A 21187-nucleotide genomic window follows, 5' to 3' on the forward strand; every position below is an offset into this window, starting at 1 on the left:
GTTTAGGACTGGGTCGCGATCGCTTCTATCTCAACAACTGGCACTTCCTCCTGAGACGGATGACTGACTCGATCCAAAATTTCTAACAGTTCCCGTTCAAAAGCAACCTGTGCGCGGTTAGTTCTGCCGCCGACATAGAAGCGAATCTCCTTGTGAGAAGCGGCGCTAACTCCTTCTTGCAGCGCCCAAATTTGGGAATGAGAAAAATAACTCATGACTACACCCAGCATCAGCAAACCAAAGCCAGCATAAACAAACGGGATACCCGGATCGGCTTTTATTTGCAAGCCAGTGCTGCCGATTACTTCATCAATGCTCAGCCTGACTCCATTCACAGGTACCGACATCCCGGCGCGAATAGTATTGATTAGCTGACCCTTTGGGTTATAAAGCATCAGTGTTCCCTGCAAATCCTTCGCAATTAAGGCAACTCCCTCACTCAAATCCGGTTTAGTGGGAATCCAAGTTCCCCAGATTCGACCCTTGCTGACAGTATTTAATGACGCCATCGGCAACTGTAAAACTGGGCTATTATTCAGCCGCACCTGGATACCTGCAATTCCCCAATCTGTTTGATAAAGCGTCACACCTCGGTAACGCAGCGGCTGATTGACGTGAATCGTTTGACGATCAACTTCTTGTCCTTGTTTATCCAAAACCGACAAATCGGAATAAAACTGGTCGATTCTGCCTTCAGGTGTATAGTCGATCCAAAAGCGATTTACCCGCACCGACCAATCTTTGGGAACTTGTGGCAGCGCCCAAGAACCCGCTTCGATGATGTTTTTTATCTGAAACGTATCGCCGCTGGCAACCATTTCCTGGGCCACAAAACCCGTGATACTCCCCCAAATTGCGCCCCCCAGAATAATTAACATACTGGCATGAACAACAATCGGACCAATCCGCCCCACCAGACCTTTTCGGGCGTAAAGTTTATCTCCTTCTTGAAAAACTTTATAGCGCCGCTGCTGCAACAACTCGGTCAGTTTGTTTAGCGAACCTGTTTCGAGTTCCGCACTCAAGGCGAGTTTCTGAAATTGGCGGGGTTGGTCGTAAAACTTCCAGTGCTGTGCTGCTTTTAAAGCTGGAAACTGGCGGGTGAAGGTACAGGCAGTTAAGCTGCTGCCAAATAAAATCAGGATGGCTAAAAACCACCAGGTGCGATAAACACGATCCAATCCGACTACCTGGATTACCTTCCAAGTCAGGAAACCAAACAAAGCGGGATGCTCTGGATAGTTCGCTTGGTAAAAAGCAGGCGACTGACCCTGCTCAATTACCGTGCCAGAGATACTGAAAAGTGCGATCGCTAATAGCAACGCGATCGCTAACCGCAAATCTGCCAGTAGTGGCAACAACTCCTGTCGCCAAAACCGATAGGAAGTTGACCCTAAGTTTGAGAAAAAAGAATTTTTTGCAGTCATTTTTTGATAATTGATAATTGGTACTTGGTAATAGCGAGTGCTTTTGATTACCTTTAACCAATTGGAATCCGAGACAGCAGCGAAAATACCCCAAATCCAACCAAAAGCACACCACTAACGGGTGTAATCCAACTCGACCACTGGCGCAACTCCAGCAACTTCTTAATAGAGGCTGTAAAAGTTCCTGCCAAAATCAACGGTGCTACATAACCTGCTGTGTAGGATAGCAGCAAGACTGCACCTAATACCATGTCTTGCGTTGTGGCAACCCAACCCAGTAACGTTCCCAACACGGGAGTACTGCACGGGGACGCAACCACCCCAAAAGTTAGACCAATCAGATAGGAACGCACTCCCGCTGGTAATTCTTTGGAAATCCACTCCATCCCACCCCAAGCAGGCAACGGAAGGGGCAAAGCTTCTAGTAAATTTAGCCCCATTGCGATCGCAAGAATGCTCACAAGGATCGGCAAACCAAATCCCACTTGACCGTAGACGTTCCCCAGCAACGCCGCTAAGATACCAAGCCCTGCCAGCGTTGTTGCCAATCCCAAGGAAAACCAGGTAGCTTGGGCAGCTGCTTGGAGGCGGCTTTTGGTTTCATAGCCCCCGATGTAGCCAAGGGTGATGGGCAACATGGAAAGCATACAGGGGGTCAAACTGGTGAGCAATCCGGCTGCAAAGATAATGCCAATACTGATAACGCTGAGATGTTGCAGCTGGATAAAAACGAGACGGTTGGCAAATTCACTGAGTTCGTAAAGCTGGGTTTGCAGACTTTCAATCATGAGGAGGCTAGTTCGCGGAATGCTGATTCTGCTTGAATTTTAGCTTACTTGGAAGGGTAGAACCGGCGCGAAGGAAAGCGTCCGCATTGTTTGCTTGACAATAACACCCATCAATGTTTTTTATCAACGCAGGTTTCTCAAGAAATTTTTAACGCCGTTTCTATTAATTGCCCCATTAAGCTTGCAGCGAGTCTTTTATTCAAATGTTCTTAATTCAGTCGGCGGATGCATTAAATTGAATATTTTTTTAGTTGGATTAACGCAGGAAACCCAACACCTGTGAGGGTTACGCTATCGACAACCCATCCTACAAATCATTAATCCAGCCTACTGATTGTCAAGCCTGAAAAAGAAAACTTTTACTTTTTTCATAAAGGAATAATATATTTTTTGTATTTCTTAACATTAAAGAACATTCAATATTAGAGTTTTTTTCCAAATTTAGGGAATCCTAAATACGGACACTAGGAGCCTATATTATTCCTCCTTTCCTTAGCAGAGGGATGACTTCGCCAACGAACTACGAGCCTCATTGACTATTTAATTGGAAACTCCAAGAAGGTCGAGGAGAGTGCTATGTCCGTGTTGAATGTTGAATTTGAGCCGCTTAACTTAATTTCGATATATCTAAAACCAAAAGGTATAGAAGGAGGAATAGATGGTTACAAGTTATAGACGCAGTAAAACCAGTACCGGCAAATTGCAGAATCAAGAATCCTTGAAACTGCGTCAGCAAATTGCCGAGCTAGAGCAGACACTAGCCGATTGCAAGGAGGTCGAGAAAGAACTGCGTCAACGGGTGGAGATGTATGCACAAGTCCTAGATGCCATCCCAAATTTAGTAAAGTGCCAAAACTCCCAATCGTGCCTAGTTTATGCCAACAAAGCATTTTGCGACTTTTACGGCATGACACTGGAACAGCTTTGCGATCGCGATCCGACAGATATTCCTCTAAATAACCGGGATGCTACCCAACAGTCTGTCGTGGATGACGCCTATGTCGTGAATACCGGGCAGACGCTCCACATCTCTCAAGAACCTGTAACTCGTTACGATGGGCAAGTCTATTTATTTGACATCGTTAAAGTCCCTATTTTTAATGCTGAAGGCGAAGCTGTCAAAGTTGTGGAGTCCAGTCACGTAGCTTTAGGTGGCAACCTCTCCGACTCAGCCTTAATAGAAGTCAATTCAGCAGATATCCGGGGAGAACAGCGAGATAAATTAACCAACTCTCTCACTTATTTAAATAGCCAAATTATCGAGCGCAGGCAAGCAGAACAAGCCTTACAGGATCTGATCGCCGGAACCGCCTCAGTTACGGGCAAAGATTTCTACCCGGTGTTTGCACAGCATCTAGCCGCAGCGCTTGGAGTTCGCTACGTTATCGTGGCAGAAGCATCCGCCTGGGAGGACGATACACCTGTCCGAGCCAAAGTGCTTTCCTTTTGGAATTCAGACAAATTGGGTGACAACTTTGAGTACGACTTAGTCCATACTCCTTGCGAAAGCATCTTTACACAAGAGACTCTGGTTGAAAACAACGGCATCAGTTGCTATCCCCAAAACGTCCAGTCATTCTTCCCCAAAGGCGAAGCTTTAGCGGCTTTGGGAGGAGAGTGTTTCCTGGGAGTTGCCCTTTTAGATTCAACATCCAGTAAGCCAATTGGTCATATTTGCTTTATCGATGATAAGCCCCTCGTGCAGGAGCAACGGGCAAAATCAATTATGAGCCTCTTTGGAGCACGAGTTAGCGCCGAACTGGAGCGCCAGTGGGCTGAGGAAGCGCTAGAGCGATCGCAAATACAACTGAAACTTTCCCACGAGCAACTAGAAAACTACAACCGGATGCTGGAGGGGAAAGTCCAAAAGCGAACGCTAAAACTGCAACAAGAAATACGCGATCGCCAAAAAGCCGAACAAGCCGCCCAATCTGCCAACCGCGCCAAAAGCGAATTTCTCGCTAACATGAGCCACGAACTGAGAACCCCCCTCAACGGCATCCTCGGCTATGCCCAAATCTTCAAACGAGACAAAACCTTAAATGAGCCGCAAAAAGATGGTTTAGGCGTCATTCACCAGTGCGGCGAACATCTATTAACCCTGATCAACGATATCTTAGACCTCTCTAAAATAGAAGCCCGGAAAATGGAACTCCATCTGAGTAACTTTCATTTTCCCCAATTCCTCGAAGGCATCGCTGAACTGTGCCGTATTCGTGCCCAACAGAAAGACATCTACTTAACCTACCAACCCATTGCCCCACTTCCGATGGCAGTCCAGGGTGATGAAAAACGTTTGCGGCAAGTCTTAATCAACTTACTTAGCAACGCGATCAAATTTACAACCACCGGCGGCGTCACCTTCCAAGTCAGCTATCAAGACGGAACATTTCGGTTTCAAGTAGAAGACACCGGCGTCGGTATGGCACCAGAGCAACTAGAAGAAATTTTCTTACCCTTCTACCAAGTAGGAGAGACCGATCGCAAAAGTGAAGGCACCGGCTTAGGCTTAGCAATTAGCCGTCAATTAGTACAAATGATGGGCGGCGAAATCAAAGTTAATAGCATCTTAGGGAAAGGTAGCGTTTTTTACTTTGATTTAGATTTACCCTCCGTTGACCAGTGGGCAGATATCGCCCAAATAGATGAACGCCCGATCATTGGTTATTTGGGCGACAAACGCAAAGTTCTCATCGCCGACGATCAATGGGGAAATCGTTTGATTCTCGTAAAAATGTTAGAGCCATTAGGGTTTGAAATTATGGAAGCCACTGATGGGTTCGACTGCATAACCAAAGCACAGGAGTGGCAACCTCATGTAATTTTTATGGACTTAATGATGCCCACCCTCAATGGCTTAGAAGCCACTCGTCGAATCAGAAAGTTACCCGATTTAACGGTCGTTGTGATTGCGACTTCAGCCAGCGTTTTTGATCGCGATCAACAACAGAGCTTTCAAGCCGGTTGTAACGATTTCCTGGCAAAACCTATCCGAAACCAGGAACTTTTAGAAAAGGTACGAGGTTATTTGGGGCTGTCATGGGTTTATGAAAAAATTAAAAATAAAGAATTCTTGAAGCCTTCCGCAGCGATGGTGCCTCCGCCTGTAGAGGAAATCGCGGCTCTCTTCGATCTCGCAATGATGGGCGACCTCAGAGGGATTGCCAAGCGAACCGCTCAACTGGAACAGATGAATCAGGACTGGATACCGTTTGCCAGCCATTTACGTCAATTAGCCAAGGGCTTTGAAGAAAAACAAATTTTGGAATTTATCAAACAATATAGAGAAAATAAATGAGCGTAGAAATTCCCCACAAAGGCATAATCTTAATTGTTGATGATACTCCTACAAACTTAGGGGTTTTATTCGACTTTTTGGCGGATTCTAGCTTCAAAATTTTGGTAGCTCGGGATGGCGAAAGTGCTATTCAAAAGGGGGAATACGCCCTGCCGGATCTCATCTTATTAGATGTACTGATGCCGGGAATGGATGGGTTTGAAACTTGCCGTCAACTGAAAGCTAATCAAGTTACGAAAGATATCCCTGTGATTTTTATGACGGCGCTTTCCGAGACGGTCAATAAGGTTAGAGGTTTAAGCCTGGGAGCGGTCGATTATATTACTAAACCACTTCAGCATGAAGAAGTTTTAGCTCGCATTACTGTCCAACTGAGTATCCAGAGTTTAACAAAGAAACTGAAAGAACAAAATGTGCTTTTGGAACAAGAAATTCAAGAACGTACAAGGGTAGAAAAAGCACTCTTACAGCTCAAAGAAGAACTAGAAGAACGGGTAGAGGAAAGAACCCTTGAACTTTCCCACTCTAATGCTCTGCTGAAACAAGAGATTCAAGAGCGGATTTCTACAGAAGCAGTATTACAACAATCAGAGGCACGCTATCGAGAACAAGCGCATCAGCTAGAACTCGCCTTTCGCCAACTCCAACAGACTCAAGGTCAACTGATCCAAAGCGAACAACTGGCTAGTTTAGGACAGTTAGTCGCCGGTGTTGCTCATGAAATGAATAACCCGGTCAACTTTATCTACGGCAATATTACTCACGCAGAGCGCTATACCCAAGACCTGCTGTACCTGCTGAATCTTTATACCAAGGAATTAACCAATCCGGGGCCAACTATCTTGGAGGAGGCTCAGGCAATTGACCTGGAGTTTCTGGTTGAAGACCTGCCAAAACTACTGGGTTCGATGAAGATTGGGGCTGAGCGCATCCGCGAGATTGTCCAGTCATTGCGGAATTTCTCTCGCGTGGATGAGGCTCAGATGAAGCCAGTGAACATTCACGATGGGCTAGACAGCACTCTGCTAATTTTGAACAACCGGCTGAAATCCAAGGCTGACTATCCGGGGATTCAGATCGTTAAAGAGTATGGCAAGCTGCCTCCTGTAGAGTGTTATGCAGGTCAAATGAACCAGGCATTTATAAATGTGCTGTCGAGTGTGATTGATGCTTTGGAGGAGTATGACCATAAGCGATCGCCTGAAGAAATACACTTCTCCCGCAGTACCATTCGGATTTGTACCGAAGTAACTGACCGTGGCTTTGTGACGATTCAGATTATAGATAATGGCCCTGGTATAGCGGAGGAAGTCCGCCCTCACCTGTTTGACCCCTTCTTTACGCCGAAAACGAATGGCAAAAGCACGAAGGTTGGGTTGTCCCTTACCTATCAAATCGTCGTGGACAAACATGGTGGACAGATGCAGTGTAATTCAGCGCCCCGAGAGGGTACGGAATTCATCATAGCGATTCCGATTCGACAGAATCTTCAGAAAACGCCTTCGTTCGAGTCAATGTAATGTCAACGTCATCAGGGAAAAGCATTTAACTGGCACAGTCAATTCTGGTAGTGGGTAATGGAAATTATCCTCACCTAAAACCTCTCTTTCAATTTGTGCAATTTAGATATATGACAGACAACTTATTGTTCTCGGCGTCGCCGCCTAGCCGCAGACCGACGTCCTTGCAGCGACACAATTTCTGCTTCGCTACTTTCCCGCGCCACGCGAATCAGCAGCCCAGCGGCAATCAAACTCGCAATCATTGAATTGCCACCATAACTAAACAGCGGCAAGGGCAAACCCGTAGTAGGTAGGACACCAGTCGCAACGCCAATATTTAGTAGTGACTGCCCCACCATCAAAATCATGGCTCCAATCGCCACCAGCCGGTGAATGGGATTTTGCGCCTTTATCGCCACAATTAGCGCCAGCGCTGCATAAGCCATCAGCAGCAACAGCAGCAGCAAACTGCCTGCAAAGCCAAATTCTTCTGCGTACACCGCAAAGATAAAATCGGTGTATTGAATCGGCAAATAAAACAGCTTCTGTTGCGATAGCCCAAAACCAGACCCCCAGGTGCCGCCAGAACCAACTGCCAGTAAACTTTGAATCAGCTGGTATCCGTCTTGCATGGGGTCAGCCCAAGGATTCAAAAAAGACATTATCCGACGACGCTGATATTCTTTCACGCTGATACTGATTGTCGCCAAGAGCACCCCGCCCAGCGCTGTTCCTCCCAAGTAGGAATAAGGCAACCCAGCAGCAAGTGCAATTAGCCACAAAGTCATCCCGCAAAGTGCGGTTGTACTTAAGTTGGGCTGTAGCAAAATTCCCAAAAGCACGCAGCAAAAAATAAACAGCCAGGTCAAGCGGACTTTCCACGTTAGTCTGTCCCAATGCCCAAAAATCCGAGCGCCTTGCAACACCAGGAACGGCTTGATCAACTCAGAGGGTTGAAGTGGAAATGGCCCCAAGGCTATCCAACGGGTTGCGCCATTGGTGGTGGTTCCCACTCCTGGAATCAGGGTGATGAAAATCACTCCCAACAGGAGTATGACAAACCAATCAGCGATTTCTAGAACAGAACGTAGGGGGAAGTTCACCACCAGGTTAAAGGCTACTAGCCCCAGGATGACTGAGATGATTTGGCGCTTGAAGTAGTACATCCCATCTCCAAACTCAGCATCTGCGCTGGGATAGGACGCCGAAAATAGCACGACTAACCCGATAAACAGCCAGAGGAAGGTGAGCCACCGCAACAATCTGGCATCTATTGCCCAATCCTGGGCAGAGGAATTAAAAACAGGAATTAGCTGGCGTAAATTCACAGCGACTTGGCGTATAGGTAACATTCAGCGGCAAGGAATCACAAAGCGATCGCTCTGGCGGATGCACGGAGTGCTGCTCGCTCCCCAACATTAGCAGCGGTACCGACCAAAATGATAAGGCGCTTTGCCCTATATCGGTTCATCCGCTCCCGATTTTCTTTGCTTTTCTATAAATCTTTCTGACATCTAACGGCATCAGGCGATCGCTTTCTAAATCAAAAATTTATTAATCTACCCTCTAAATTAAAGCTTTCAAGAAGATTGCTTCACTGACGATCTTTGTATTGAACTTAACCGTATGATTACCGAATCAAAATTCTAAATTTCAGTGGTTTAAGTAAAAACGCGACCTTATTACTTCGTAATATCTATCGCCCCTATTACGTATAATCACGCAGACCACTTAGAGTTTTGGATTGAGCAAGCTGAAAAAGCTCAATTAGCCCCCAAGACTACAGAGACGATTCCCTATTTCCTATAAAGTTGAGCGAGATTACTTAGAAATGCAGGTCAAAACTCATCCTCTCAATGTAACGGTGCTGACTGTCCTGGTGTTGGCAGGATTTATCGGCATCGCCTCCATCCTATTAGCTCTCGTCAGCTCATCTTCACTCTACTCATCTACACATCCAGTGGTGATACCTTGGATAGGCGAGCAGCATCGATGTGAGACAAGCGGTAGAACTTGGAGAGAAGAGAGCGAGGAAGAATGCCTGGATTACGAACACAGCGCTGAGTTCTAAAAGAATTTGGCTTAACAGAAATTCCGGAAAAATCCTTGACAAGAAGTCAATAAATGCTTACCTAGCAAACTTTAGTCGTTGTTTTTAATCTAGTTCTTATATGATTCACAAATTACTAGCAACAGAATCGCTCTAGGCGTCTGCTGAAAAAGGGAGCTTCGGGAATCGAAGTGTAGCCTAACGGGACTTAGACAAAAACTGATAAAAAAATGGCTTCAAACTTAGACAGAGAAAAATTTTCAGCTCAAAAGAGCATAAATCCAGTATTCACAAGGGTTTCAGGCATTTTTTGATTATCGACCTTTTTTTCTTGCTCAGAGAGGTTTTCAGCCCCTAAAGGGGCTAGAAAATGCCTAAGTCCCACTAATAAAACGAATTGCTATCGAAAGCGGCTATTGAGCCACAAAAAAAGAGGTCCTTAAGACCTCTTTGCATTTGAATCTTATCTAAATGTTGAAAATTCCGTAAACAAGCCTATTTCCGCAAATTAAAGTAGACCAGTATTTACTCCTGGCTTACCAGTAGCCAGCTCAACCTTAACGATTTTTCCACCCATTTTCATAATCCGCTGCTGTTCGCGAAACCAATTTTCGTAGGGAACGAGTTTCGTGAAATAAGTGTTTTGCAATTCCCGCTGAGTCCGGATACGGGTCTGGCTGGGAACACAGGCAGTAATTTTAAACATCCGCATGGTTAATTTCTCCTAGTCAGGTGGTGAGGAAATTTTTGATCTCAATCAATCTTTGGATTGGCGTATCTAATTAAGACACCGAAGGCTGGGAGTCAAGAGTCAATACTAGACCGCTAAAACTTATCAACTTAATTCGACAAGCCTTTGACGAGCTAGCATTCACTCCAGACTTCCCAGACTTCACCAGACAAAACGCAGTCGCTTAAAACTTAAGCGATGAACGAGCGCTTACGCTTAGCTCAAGCCAGAGCAGATGTAGTCTAAATAAACGCCCATTTCCTTACCAGCATCAGCACCCACCAAGCTGGCGGTAACTTCTTTCATGGCTTGGATAGATTGCACAGTAGCGGAGATGGGAACACCCAAGGAGTTGTAGGTTTCCTTCAGACCGTTCAGCACGCGCTCATCCAAGATGGATGGGTCGCCAGCCAGCATGGCATAGGTGGAATAGCGGAGGTAGTAGTCCAAGTCGCGGATGCAAGCAGCATAGCGACGGGTGGTGTACATGTTGCCACCGGGACGGGTGATGTCAGAGTACAACAGGGACTTAGCAACCGCTTCCTTAACGATGGTGGCAGCATTAGCGCTAATGGTGGTTGCTGCACGAACGCGTAGTTCGCCAGTGTTGAAATAGCCCTTGAGCTTTTCCAAAGCACCAGTGTCAAGGTATTTACCTTGAACGTCAGAGGAATTGATAACAGCAGTAATTGCGTCTTGCATTTTTCTTGTTTCCTTATCTTACGTAGTCAGGTTCTAATCCTTAGCAGGGGAAGGGAAACACCCTACTGCATGGCACCAATCACGTAGTCGAAGTAAGCGCCTGCTTCAGAAGCATCTTCGCCAGACATCATGGAGGAAGCAGCATTCTTCATAGCGCGAACGCCTTCAGCAACTGCGTCAACCGGGGTACCCAGAGACTTGTACATTTCACGAACGCCAACCAAACCGATTTCTTCAATCGGGGTGACATCACCAGCAACGACTCCGTAGGTGATCAGGCGTAGGTAGTAGTCCATATCCCGCAGGCAGGTAGCGGTCATTTCTTCACCGTAAGCGTTGCCACCGGGAGAAACAATATCAGGACGCTTTTGGAACAACTGGTCGCCAGCTTGCTTGACGATGCGCTCGCGAGAGTCGGTCAACGTTTGGGCAATCCGGAGGCGACGCTCACCGGAGGTCACAAAGTTCTTGATCCGGTCTAGTTCGCCTGGGCTAAGATAACGAGCCTCGGCATCAGCATTCACGATGGATTTCGTGACGATACTCATTTGTGGATTCCTCCAATCAAAAGAAAAGTTTTACCAGATGGTTTGAAACTGGCATTCGCCAAGGAATGTGGAAGCCTGTCACTGCTACAAGAATACTTGTTCGGTATCTTTAGCATTTTTCAGTGTAACCATCCGTACACACTGCCTGGGACTCAGCTACCTTCCGCAAATAATTTTGCGGCATTCTGTTCACATTCCAGGTCTCTTCTTAACACTTTTTAATATTGTTCCTCATTTTGGGGCTTTGAGGGCGATCGCAGCGGGTTTCGCTGGGGTCAGTTGGTCATCAAAGAGCGATCGCTTGCTTGGGAGGGGAGCGATCGCTGTCAGGATTTTTGAATTTCTGCACCCCTGAGCATCAATCACCTTTTATTCCCCATTTGTCCTCCAAATCTTCGCGGCTCCATAAAAATGCGATCGCCCATTCCATGCCCTAATCTGTTCTGCTGATTTAGCTTTAGCAGAAACTTTAAGGGATTCAAGTTGTGGACACTAGATGAGCCACTTTACCACAATGCAGTTGGACAAGGTTTTGCAGTGCGGTTATTGGGGGAATTTGAACCGAAGAATTTATCTTATTGGAGGATGATCGACAAGATAGCGATCGCCTCTTCTATCTCTATTTCTCTGGTTTCTGGAGCGCTTCTGCGTTTCGATAAACTCCCCGCGTCATCCAGAGAGAGCATAGAGCAAAACTTCCGATTCATTAGGAATGGGGAACGGGTCATATTAATCACCCATTCCCCATTCCCGACTCTCGGATTTATCGGCTCAAGCGATTACCGATGTAGGAAGGCGACATATCTGACCAGGATTGTTTCACCAAGTCAGCTGCTGCTTTCACACTGCCCAGATAATTACCCGCTGGCAGGGACGGGAAGCGGTTGTAAGGCACCACATCCTCGCCGAAGTAACGAGCATACTCAGGACTATCCACCATTGCCTCTACAGCCGCCTTCAAGCCGCTATCCGCCAGCAGTTTGTTGTACTGCCGGATTTCACCTTGGGTAGCGGGTGCGCGTCCCAGCAGGTGCCGGAATAGGAACTCAATCACCTTGGTGTTGGGATAGGGGGCATAGAAGCGACGGCGATAGATATCGGAACTCGCCAGACTCTTCACAAACTCGCGCACCGAGATTTCACCGTTGCGGAGTCTGCTATCGAGATCCGAACGGCGCAGTTCCCCAGGAACTTGACCGCTGAAGATATCCATCACCTGACAGTAGATGGCATTAATCACCTGTGCAGATTCACCCTGATTCATCCCTGGATTCATCCGGTAAATTCGAGCAGGCTTACGCCGCGATGTCCCAACTCCAACTTCAACGGATTGCCCGTCACCGTTGGTAAAGGAACGACCCAACTCGATAAACAGCGGCTTACTCATGTCGCGCTGACGAGCTTTTGCAGCGATATCTGCGATCGCTTTACCCATCAGCGGCATCTTCGCCACATCCATGCGCGACTGCACCGGCTTGAAGCTGGGAACCACCAAGTCATCATTCTGCTTGGTCAGTTGGTTATACAGCTTCTCAGTATTCGGGAAGTTTGCCGCTGGCAGGGTCGGGAAGCGGTTGTAAGGCACCGTATCTTCTCCAAACGCCTGGGCATACTCTGGGCTATTCACCATTGCGCCCACAAAGCCCCGAAGCCCTTCAGATGCAAGGATCTGGTTATACTTGCGAATTTCTACTTGGTCTAGGGGTGCCCGTCCCAAGAAGTGCTTCGTACCCAACTCGATCACCTTAGTGTTCGGGTAGGGAGTATAGAACTCTTTGATGTAGAGGTCTGAACCTCCCAACGCCTCAATAAATTCCTTGAGGTTGATTTCACCATTCCGCAGCTTGCTTTCAAAGTCGCTGAATTGGTTCTTCACGATATAGGGTTCAATATCGCGCTCGAAAATTTGCCGGTATGCTGCCCGGATTGTGTTTTGCACCAACGCTTTGTCGTTGGTTTCTGTCAGCTTAAAGACCTTGGTTTGCTCGCGCTTCTTGCTGACACCCTGGTTGATGCGGAATTGAATGTCGGGTTCTGTCCGCAGCTGCGTAACTTGACCGAGTTCCACAAAACGAGGGGTTTCTTGCTTCTCAATTTTCAGAGCTGTGTCGGCAATGCTGCCAATCCGAAGGCTACGCAAGCTGACTCCAGCTGGTGTCAGATAGCGCTCGTAAGGAATCGTATCTTCCCCAAATGACTCGCTGTATTCGGGGCTATCGATAATCGCGTCAACCAGGGCGTAGAAGCCTTTTTTGGCGCAAATATCAAAATACTTGTTAGTTTCCTGACGTCCATAGGTGGGACGACCCAACAGACGGCGGTGGATGTATTCAATCGACTTGGTAACGTACAGCGAAGTCCAGTACAACTTGCGGAACAAGTCAGACTTAGCCAGAGCGCGGATGAACTCCCGCACTGTGGTTTCGCCGTTCTCCAGCTTGATTTCCGCCACTTTGAGGCGCTGACCTTCATAGACATCCCGCCCGAATACTTGCAGGTAGGCTGCCTTAATCACCGCTTGGGTGGAACTTTCGGAGTATTTAACGCTGGAATTCTTCACATACCGTTTGAAGGATGTGCCGCCGTTCCCACCTGGACCGGGGAGTTGATCCAGTTTAAACACTTTCGGACCCAAGGAACCCGGAGCTTTGGGACGAGCTGCTGGGTTGCTCAGTTGGTTGTCAATTCCTGGGCCTTGGCGGATCAGGATGCGACGAGTATCTTTACCAAACGGAGCAGGACGGGTGTTGGGATTTTTGGTTTCTTTGGGGAAGATTGCCCCAAACTGAATTTCCAAGGGGTCGTTGCCGGAACCATACGGATGTTGGTCGGGCAGCGGTCGCTCGTAAGCAGCAAATGTGGTGAGGAACTGCGGTACCTTGCGGAAAGGCGCGCTGTAGTTCAACAAATCTTGCTGCGGTCCCCAGTTACGACACTCCTGCGCTTCTTGACCCAAACCCCGGATGTAGGGCACGGTTTCTTCGCCGAAGTAGTCGGAATATTCTTTAGAATCCACCAGGGCATCAACGAGACCGGGTAGACCTTTGCTGGAAACGATGGAGAAGTATTCTTGGACTTCTTCACGGCTGGATGGGCCACGACCCAGGAAGTGACGGAATGCCAGTTCCAGAGCGCGACTGTTGATATATGGCTCGTAGAAGTTTTTGCGGTAAAGAGTAGATTTACCCAAGCGGCGGATAAATTCTTTCATTGAGATGTCGCCATTTCTGACCTTGGATTCTAAGTCAGAGATGCCAAGGCTGTAAGCGCGAGTAATGTCGCGCTCAAAGACTTGCCGATAGGCGGCTTTGATGATTTCTTGCTTTTCCGAAGATGACAAACCGGGCTTCATGGCGTACTTGGGACGCCGCTCGGCTGAATTGAAGTAAATTTGGGGCAGTTGCAGACCTTGCTGATCGCCAGAAGGACGCTGCCGCACTTTGTCGGAGGGGGTGGGGGCGCGGAATTCGCTAATCAGCACTTCAAAGTACTGGTTGACAATCGTTGTCCCTTCCTCGTCGCGCCGGAAATAACCCAAGGCGGCTGCCCGCATTTCCTGCAACGCCACAATTGTCGCTTCGCCGGAGCAAGCATTTTCAATGATTTCCCGCAAACCCCGCGTGTTAACCGCGATGATATTGGGGTCTCCGGCAACAATTGCGTAGGTCAGGTAGCGCAAGAACCAGGATAAGTCCCGCAACGACTTTTGCATATTGCCCGGACCGTAGCGGGCAACGTTGATCGGTCGGAAACCCGCTGGGGTAGGACCGCCGCCGCCTGCGCTGAAGAGCGATCGCAACCCCTGCAAAAAGCCACCGCTGCTTTCCACATAGGTGACATTTCCCAGCGCCATCCCTTGTTTGACATCCGGAACGTTCGCTGTCACCAATTCGGGTTCGCGAGGCTTTTCTAAGAAAGCCATCGGGGAACCCCCGACGAAAATGCGGTTGGCAGCGCGAGACACAATCAGGTCTGCATTTTGGGTGAGCGTTTGAGCAATCTCAAGACGCTTGCTGCCGGAACTGAAATAGCTCTTCAGTTCATCCAGCTCACCTCTCCCTAAGAAGCGGTCTTGTTGTTCCGCTTGCGAAATAGTTGCAACTGGTACTGTTTGATATAGTTGCGGACGCGCAACTGAGCTTCCACCACTTGCCTTAACACTCATTGGATCTCAAAAGCTCCCTATCTAAATCGTCACTGCGTTAAACATGACCAGAGTGCCACTGATGAATGATGAATTGTGAAGGTTGAGGGATTAAAGTTAACCAACCGCCACGGGAGCGACTGACCCGGAGAAAGTGGCTTTTTCCCTACGGCTTATGGCTTATCAACTTCATTCTTGCGCCTTCAACATCTCAGCGTTCATCTTTGAGCCTTTATCCTTTAACTGCCTGGGGTTAATCAGCTCAGTTTTTAGATTAAAACTTTTCGGGCTTCTCAGACTGGTTTGTTAAAAAGTGTGTAGAACCCTATCTAGGTGTTCACAAGGTCATAATACTAAATGGCGGCAGATTCCCTGAGAAGAGCGATAAGTTTTGTTACTTAAGACGCCGTCTAGCTACAGATGACCTGCCCGGACATCTCTAACTTTACCCTTTAACGTGATATGGAAATCAGGCAGGATATCAGTTCCGCCGTCCAACGACTTTACGATACTTACCCTTTTCCACCAGAACCTCTGCTGGATAGTCCGCCTCCCGGCTACAACTGGCGCTGGAATTGGCTAGCCGCTTATCACTTTTGCACCAATCAAACACCCCAAAAGCAGGATGTCCGCATTTTAGATGCCGGATGTGGCACGGGTGTAGGAACAGAGTACCTAGTTCACCTCAATCCGGCGGCTCAAGTGGTGGGAATTGATTTGAGTTCGGGCGCTTTGGAAGTGGCACGAGAGCGTTGTCGCCGTTCTGGGGCAAATCGCGTCGAGTTTCATCACAAGAGTTTATATGACGCACAGGAACTACCGGGTGAGTTTGATTTAATCAACTGTGTTGGGGTTTTGCATCATTTGCCCGATCCGATTCGGGGAATTCAATCCTTGGCGGCGAAGTTAGCGCCGGGAGGCTTGATGCATATTTTCGTTTATGCTGAGCTGGGGCGCTGGGAAATCCAGTTGATGCAAAAAGCGATCGCACTGCTTCAAGGCGAACGGCGAGGCGACTACCGCGATGGCGTTCAGGTGGGGCGTCAAATATTTGCCGCTTTGCCAGAAAATAATCGACTGGTCAAGCGAGAAAAAGAGCGCTGGTCTTTAGAAAATCAGCGGGATGAGTGTTTTGCAGATATGTACGTTCATCCCCAGGAAATCGACTACAACATCGACACTCTTTTTGAACTCATTGATGCTTCAGGTTTGGATTTTGTTGGTTTTTCTAATCCCAAAAACTGGGAATTAGAGCGACTCTTGGGGAAAAATCCAGACTTGCTCGAACGGGCAAAAAAATTAAGCGATCGCGAACGTTATCGTTTAATCGAATTATTAGACCCAGAAGCGGTCACTCACTACGAATTTTTCCTGGCACGTCCTCCCCTATCCAAAGCAGATTGGTCATCGGATGAGGCGCTGTTGGCAGCTATTCCAGCCCGAAACCCCTGCATGGATGGATGGCCTAGCCGCTGTCTGTTTAACTACGATTATCAGATTGTCAATTTGTCAGAGGGAGAGTTTAAATTTTTGCAAGCGTGTGATGTTAACTCAGAAAAACGTCGAAGCATAAAAGAAATTTTGGCGAGTGTTTCGTTGGAGTTGGATCTTGTGCGATCGCTCTTGGAACGACAGCTAATTATGCTGACACCGAGTTAACAAATCGGTAATTGTTAATGGGTAATAGGAAATTCATGACGATTCATTCCCTATTACCTATTCCCATTGCCAATATTTCATATATCAATTCAGCTTGCCTTACATTAGTTACCCTGGTTTGGCTGGGGGTTCCTTGGTTCTGCTTCCCAAATGATCTCTCGTTTTGGCTCTTCGTTGTTGTCGTCTGGACTCTCAGCAGGCGTTGGTTCTGGGATTTCCGCAGGAGTCTCAGCGGGGATTTGATTTTGGGGTTCTTCCGGAGTCTCAGCAGGCGTTGGTTCTGGGACTTCCGCAGGAGTCTCAGCAGGGATTTGATTTTGGGGTTCTTCTGGAATCTCAGCAGGCGTTGGTTCTGGGACTTCCGCAGGAGTCTCATCAGCAGGGATTTGATTTTGTGGTTCTTCTGGAGTCTCAGCAGGTGTTTCAGAAGGCGCTTCATCTCCTGCTTCAAACTCAATCGTAATAATCGGTTTAGCCTCCTGATAGATAAAGGCTTCCATATCTCCTATAGGATTTCGGGCACTGTTAAGGCTGTCACCATCGTAGGGGGGAGTGCCATTGAAGAATTTTTCAAGCCGATAGGTTTGAGCCACGGCTGGTGAACTGATAAAGGCACTTAATCCAATGATGCAGATTAACCCTTGAGTTTGAGGTTTCATTTAACCAATACCTCCTCAACTACAGTTACCTGTAGTCTATATAACCACCAAAATTAAACGAAGTTTCCAGTTTATATCCTTTAGTGACTTCTGTAAAACTTGAACAAAAAAATTAGTTCAGATGGAATCGGCAACGAAAAGGACGTGATGGTACTCCTTGAAGGATTTTTTCAGCATCAAAGAATATTTTGATATCGTCAAGAACAAGTTTTGCTGGCATTGCTAATGGAGACGATTGCCCCTAAAACAATAGGAAATATAGCAGTTGTAAATGATTCTTGAAGACGGGATTCGTGACTGCTTAGAGAAATCGCACATCTGAACCTCTGTACAAAAAACAATTCCCCTAACTTCCTTGATTAAGAGAAAGTTAGGGGAATCAGTTGTGTAAAAAATGCAATTATAAAAATATAAGCCCTCAACCCTTACCTAGAGTAAATAAAAAGATGAGGGCGTTATTAGAACTTGCATGACTACCTTAGTGAACCTGGCTGGTAGGGCTGGTTCGTGGGTCTTGCATCTCTTTGTAACTGGCTTTCCGACTGATTAGGATTGTTGTTTTCTGGTTCTGTTAAGTTGCGATTGGTTGCTGGTGTCGCATTCTGAGTTGATTCCCCAACCTCTCTATCATCGTTAGAGGTTTCCCGATTTCCAGTCGGGTTGCGGGGTTCAACAACGTCATCGCCCGTATATGGGGGGAGACCATTGAAAAAGTCTTGTAACGGTGTGTTTTGAGCTACGGCTGGGGAACTGATGAGGGCAGTTAATCCCAGGATGCCAATCAGCCACTGGGTTTTAAATTTCATTTGACTAATACTTCCTTAACTACGTGTCGTCTCCTAGTATTCAAGTTAAGCAAGTTTGCTTTTTGTAACCTCTAGCTGCCGACGTATCACCTGAGATTAAAACTCAGCCAGATAAAACTAGCAAACGAAGCGATCGCTACTACACCCAGATCGCTACTGTACCCATTTGATAATTCTTCTGGCGTCACAAACCGATGGCGAGGCGATCGCTCCTTGACACTTCTGTTTCTAGAGTGTTCTGTGCGGTTCGTTTTTTAGGAGTCCAAGAGAAGTGCTATAGACGCGCCTTTTCCGTGTGGGCTAAGACAGTAGATGTCGCTGCACACTTCTCGAAAAATCGCTATGCGCTCTCAAATCGGACTTTGCGCCTTCATCACCTTCCTGGCTACTATTCTGAGTGTCGATTTGGGATTTCCAACTGTAGATTGGCAATTCATCCAAAATTCAAAATTTTCTAGCGCCATCCAAAATTCTCAGGCGTTGGCTCAAACCCCCGCTGAGCGAGAAGCCGAAGCCGATCGGTTGCTAGAGCAAGGGATTGAGCAGCAAAAGAAGGGTCAATTTAGAGCTTCCTTACAGTCTGGACAAGAAGCATTAAAGATTTACCGAGAAATCGCCGATAAGAAGGGAGAGGGGGCGGTTCTTAACAATTTGGGAGAAGCTTATCGATCGTTGGGTGACTATACACGAGCGATTGAGTTCTATCAACAAAGTTTAGCTGTGGATCGTTCCCTCGGCAATCGCAAGGGAGAGTCATACGTTCTAAATAATTTGGGCATTGTTCATCACCATTTGGGCGATTATGCCAAAGCAATTGATTACTTTGAGCAACGTTTAACGATTGCGCGAGAAATCCGCGATCGCTCCGGAGAACAAGGCGCTCTGGGAAATATAGGGATTGTCTTCTATTCCCTGGGAAATTATGTCAAAGCGATTGATTTCCATCAACAGAGTTTAGCGATCGCGCGAGAACTTGGCGATCGCTCTGGGGAAGGTGCCTCTCTGAATAATTTGGGCATCGCTTACGATTCTCTAGGCGACTATTCACGAGCTATTAATTACTATCAACAGCGTTTACCGCTGGCGCGAGAGTTAGGTGAGCGTCACGCAGAGGGGCAAGTTCTGGGGAATCTAGGCGTTGCTTACATGGATTTGAGGGATTATCCCAAAGCAATTGAGTATCTGCAACAGCGAATCGCGATCGCGCGGGAAATTGGCGATCGCTTAGGGGAAGCAACAGCACTGGGAAATTTAGGCAATGCTTACACTTCCTTGGGCAACTATGCCAAGGCAATTGATTATCAGCAGCAGCGGATCGCGATCGCGCGGCAAATTGGCGACATCGAAGGCGAAGGAACGGCGCTAAACAATTTGGGCGTGGCGCTTCGCCGATCGGGCAAGCTTACAGAAGCTGAAAAAACCCTAAGCGCAGGAATTCAAATTTGGGAATCGCTTCGGCAAAAATTGGGGAATAACGATACTTACAAGGTGTCAGTTTTTGAACAGCAAGCCAAAACTTACCGTCTGCTGCAACAAGTCCTCATCGCCCAAAATAAGATAAATGAAGCGTTGGAAATTGCCGAACGGGGTCGAGCGCGGGCATTTGTAGAGTTATTGATGACGCGCGTCGCTTCACCCAATGCTCTAACAACCATTACTCCCCCTAACATTCAGAAAATTCAACAAATCGCCAAAGAACAAAACGCCACACTGGTTGAGTATTCAATTATCGTCGATAGTGTAGAAGGAAAAAATCGAGAACAAATCGAAGAATCAGAACTGTATATTTGGGTTGTCAAGCCCACAGGTGAAGTGAGTTTTCGCTCTTCCAACCTTAAACCCCTGTGGCAGCAACAGAATACAGACCTGGCAAAGCTTGTTGTCAATGGTCGAGAATCAATTGGTGTCAGAGGTCGCGGGTTGAGTGTTGTTAGCAAAGTAGATGAAACAAGCCAAGCTAAACAATTACAACAACTTCATCAGCTACTGATTCAACCAATTACCGATCTGTTGCCAAAAGAGGCAAATGCCCGTGTTGTTTTTATTCCTCAAACATCTTTATTTTTGGTTCCCTTTGCCGCTCTGCAAGACCGTTCTGGCAAATACTTAATTGAACAACACACCATCCTGACTGCACCCTCGATTCAGGTACTGGATTTAACCCGTCAGCAAAAACAACGTGTAGAGACTCGAAGTTTAGCCTCTCGACAAAACCCGAATGTGTTAGTCGTTGGCAATCCCAATATGCCCAGTGTTTCTCTTAAGCGGGGAGAATCCCCTCAAAAATTGTCAAGCCTCCCTGGTGCAGAACGGGAAGCTTTAGCCATCGCTACTCTACTTAATACCAAAGCTCTCATTGGCAACTCTGCCAATGAATCTGCGGTTGTCCAGCAAATGTCTAAAGCAAAAATGATTCATCTTGCGACTCACGGGTTGCTGGATGATTTTCAGCGTAGCGGAGTACCGGGAGCGATCGCGCTGGCTCCTTCTAGTCAAGATGACGGGTTACTTACCGCCAGCGAAATCCTCAATCTCAAGCTCAATGCCGAGTTAGTTGTCTTGAGTGCTTGCGACACTGGGCGAGGTAAGCTGACTGGCGATGGCGTGATTGGATTGTCTCGCTCTTTAATTACTGCGGGTGTCCCCAGTGTTATCGTCACTTTGTGGTCGATACCTGATAATTCTTCTGCCTTACTAATGACCGAGTTTTATCGAAATCTGCAACAAAACCCAGATAAAGCCCAAGCTTTGCGAAGCGCGATGCTGACGACGATGAAACAATACCCTAACCAACCCAGTGCTTGGGCTGCATACACGTTGATTGGGGAAGCTGAATAACCCGAAAACAATCAGATAGCCTCTGTTGCTGCTGCG

Annotated in this window: 15 protein-coding genes and 2 pseudogenes; 6 read left to right on the forward strand and 11 right to left on the reverse strand. The window is 47.2% G+C overall.

Annotated elements, in window-relative coordinates; translation table 11 throughout:
* Positions 1-2 precede the first annotated feature (2 nt).
* Together NDA03_RS21130 and NDA03_RS21135 are read right to left on the reverse strand one after the other, a co-directional pair.
* The gene (locus NDA03_RS21130; protein WP_348239054.1) at positions 3-1427 is read right to left on the reverse strand and encodes a cytochrome c biogenesis protein; all 1425 of its coding nucleotides are present in this window, start codon (positions 1425-1427) and stop codon (positions 3-5) included.
* 53 nt (positions 1428-1480) lie between these two features.
* On the reverse strand, positions 1481-2215 hold the full coding sequence (locus NDA03_RS21135; protein ID WP_190411189.1) for a cytochrome c biogenesis protein CcdA: 735 nt from the start codon (positions 2213-2215) through the stop codon (positions 1481-1483).
* 805 nt (positions 2216-3020) lie between these two features.
* Here NDA03_RS21135 and NDA03_RS21140 point away from each other — a divergent pair.
* The 3 genes and pseudogenes from NDA03_RS21140 to NDA03_RS21150 form a co-directional block, all read left to right on the forward strand.
* Positions 3021-3344: pseudogene (locus NDA03_RS21140) on the forward strand (PAS domain-containing protein); the annotation flags it as partial.
* A gap of 699 nt (positions 3345-4043) precedes the next feature.
* Positions 4044-5513: pseudogene (locus tag NDA03_RS21145) on the forward strand (ATP-binding protein); the annotation flags it as partial.
* Positions 5510-7033 (forward strand): response regulator, encoded by a 1524-nt coding sequence (locus tag NDA03_RS21150; RefSeq protein WP_190411191.1) that lies wholly within the window; start codon positions 5510-5512, stop codon positions 7031-7033. The pseudogene NDA03_RS21145 and the gene NDA03_RS21150, both read left to right, overlap by 4 nt.
* A 122-nt stretch (positions 7034-7155) precedes the next feature.
* On the opposite strand, the gene NDA03_RS21155 is transcribed toward NDA03_RS21150, so the two are convergent.
* Positions 7156-8343 (reverse strand): FtsW/RodA/SpoVE family cell cycle protein, encoded by a 1188-nt coding sequence (locus tag NDA03_RS21155; protein ID WP_190411238.1) that lies wholly within the window; start codon positions 8341-8343, stop codon positions 7156-7158.
* 503 nt (positions 8344-8846) lie between these two features.
* On the opposite strand from NDA03_RS21155, the gene NDA03_RS21160 reads away from it, so the two are divergent.
* A complete protein-coding gene (locus NDA03_RS21160) occupies positions 8847-9086 on the forward strand; it encodes a hypothetical protein (RefSeq protein ID WP_190411192.1) in 240 nt (79 codons plus the stop codon).
* Positions 9087-9573: 487 nt separating this feature from the next.
* On the opposite strand, the gene NDA03_RS21165 is transcribed toward NDA03_RS21160, so the two are convergent.
* The 6 genes from NDA03_RS21165 to NDA03_RS21190 form a co-directional block, all read right to left on the reverse strand.
* The gene (locus tag NDA03_RS21165) at positions 9574-9777 is read right to left on the reverse strand and encodes a phycobilisome linker polypeptide (RefSeq protein WP_190411193.1); all 204 of its coding nucleotides are present in this window, start codon (positions 9775-9777) and stop codon (positions 9574-9576) included.
* Between the two features lie 234 nt (positions 9778-10011).
* A complete protein-coding gene (gene apcB, locus NDA03_RS21170; RefSeq protein ID WP_190411194.1) occupies positions 10012-10497 on the reverse strand; it encodes an allophycocyanin subunit beta in 486 nt (161 codons plus the stop codon).
* Between the two features lie 62 nt (positions 10498-10559).
* Positions 10560-11045, reverse strand: a complete 486-nt coding sequence (apcA, locus tag NDA03_RS21175; protein WP_190411195.1) for an allophycocyanin subunit alpha — start codon at positions 11043-11045, stop codon at positions 10560-10562.
* 231 nt (positions 11046-11276) lie between these two features.
* Positions 11277-11411 (reverse strand): hypothetical protein, encoded by a 135-nt coding sequence (locus NDA03_RS21180; RefSeq protein ID WP_277877513.1) that lies wholly within the window; start codon positions 11409-11411, stop codon positions 11277-11279.
* A gap of 209 nt (positions 11412-11620) precedes the next feature.
* Positions 11621-11773: a hypothetical protein gene (locus NDA03_RS21185; protein WP_348239055.1), complete on the reverse strand. Its 153-nt coding sequence runs from the start codon at positions 11771-11773 to the stop codon at positions 11621-11623.
* Positions 11774-11808: 35 nt separating this feature from the next.
* Positions 11809-15210 carry a phycobilisome rod-core linker polypeptide gene (locus tag NDA03_RS21190; RefSeq protein ID WP_190411196.1) on the reverse strand — a complete coding sequence of 1134 codons (3402 nt, stop codon included), beginning with the start codon at positions 15208-15210 and terminating at the stop codon, positions 11809-11811.
* Between the two features lie 441 nt (positions 15211-15651).
* On the opposite strand from NDA03_RS21190, the gene NDA03_RS21195 reads away from it, so the two are divergent.
* Positions 15652-16848 (forward strand): class I SAM-dependent methyltransferase, encoded by a 1197-nt coding sequence (locus NDA03_RS21195; protein WP_348239056.1) that lies wholly within the window; start codon positions 15652-15654, stop codon positions 16846-16848.
* Between the two features lie 104 nt (positions 16849-16952).
* Here NDA03_RS21195 and NDA03_RS21200 read toward each other — a convergent pair whose 3' ends face one another.
* Both NDA03_RS21200 and NDA03_RS21205 read right to left on the reverse strand, forming a co-directional pair.
* A complete protein-coding gene (locus NDA03_RS21200; protein ID WP_190435405.1) occupies positions 16953-17507 on the reverse strand; it encodes a hypothetical protein in 555 nt (184 codons plus the stop codon).
* A 473-nt stretch (positions 17508-17980) separates the two neighbouring features.
* A complete protein-coding gene (locus tag NDA03_RS21205; protein ID WP_348239057.1) occupies positions 17981-18313 on the reverse strand; it encodes a hypothetical protein in 333 nt (110 codons plus the stop codon).
* Between the two features lie 342 nt (positions 18314-18655).
* On the opposite strand from NDA03_RS21205, the gene NDA03_RS21210 reads away from it, so the two are divergent.
* Positions 18656-21151: a CHAT domain-containing tetratricopeptide repeat protein gene (locus NDA03_RS21210; protein ID WP_348239058.1), complete on the forward strand. Its 2496-nt coding sequence runs from the start codon at positions 18656-18658 to the stop codon at positions 21149-21151.
* The last annotated feature ends 36 nt before the right edge of the window (positions 21152-21187 follow it).

It is taken from the genome of Trichocoleus sp. Lan, assembly GCF_039961855.1.
In the GTDB taxonomy this organism is placed as follows: Bacteria; Cyanobacteriota; Cyanobacteriia; order Cyanobacteriales; family FACHB-T130; genus FACHB-T130.

Excerpts from the sequence above, each read along its gene's own strand:
- NDA03_RS21130 (WP_348239054.1), bottom strand. The coding sequence starts at position 1,427 with ATGACTGCAAAAAATTCTTTTTTCTCAAACTTAGGGTCAACTTCCTAT.
- NDA03_RS21135 (WP_190411189.1), bottom strand. The coding sequence starts at position 2,215 with ATGATTGAAAGTCTGCAAACCCAGCTTTACGAACTCAGTGAATTTGCC.
- NDA03_RS21150 (WP_190411191.1), top strand. The coding sequence starts at position 5,510 with ATGAGCGTAGAAATTCCCCACAAAGGCATAATCTTAATTGTTGATGAT.
- NDA03_RS21160 (WP_190411192.1), top strand. The coding sequence starts at position 8,847 with ATGCAGGTCAAAACTCATCCTCTCAATGTAACGGTGCTGACTGTCCTG.
- NDA03_RS21165 (WP_190411193.1), bottom strand. The coding sequence starts at position 9,777 with ATGCGGATGTTTAAAATTACTGCCTGTGTTCCCAGCCAGACCCGTATC.
- apcB (WP_190411194.1), bottom strand. The coding sequence starts at position 10,497 with ATGCAAGACGCAATTACTGCTGTTATCAATTCCTCTGACGTTCAAGGT.
- apcA (WP_190411195.1), bottom strand. The coding sequence starts at position 11,045 with ATGAGTATCGTCACGAAATCCATCGTGAATGCTGATGCCGAGGCTCGT.
- NDA03_RS21185 (WP_348239055.1), bottom strand. The coding sequence starts at position 11,773 with ATGACCCGTTCCCCATTCCTAATGAATCGGAAGTTTTGCTCTATGCTC.
- NDA03_RS21190 (WP_190411196.1), bottom strand. The coding sequence starts at position 15,210 with ATGAGTGTTAAGGCAAGTGGTGGAAGCTCAGTTGCGCGTCCGCAACTA.
- NDA03_RS21195 (WP_348239056.1), top strand. The coding sequence starts at position 15,652 with ATGGAAATCAGGCAGGATATCAGTTCCGCCGTCCAACGACTTTACGAT.
- NDA03_RS21200 (WP_190435405.1), bottom strand. The coding sequence starts at position 17,507 with ATGAAACCTCAAACTCAAGGGTTAATCTGCATCATTGGATTAAGTGCC.
- NDA03_RS21205 (WP_348239057.1), bottom strand. The coding sequence starts at position 18,313 with ATGAAATTTAAAACCCAGTGGCTGATTGGCATCCTGGGATTAACTGCC.
- NDA03_RS21210 (WP_348239058.1), top strand. The coding sequence starts at position 18,656 with ATGCGCTCTCAAATCGGACTTTGCGCCTTCATCACCTTCCTGGCTACT.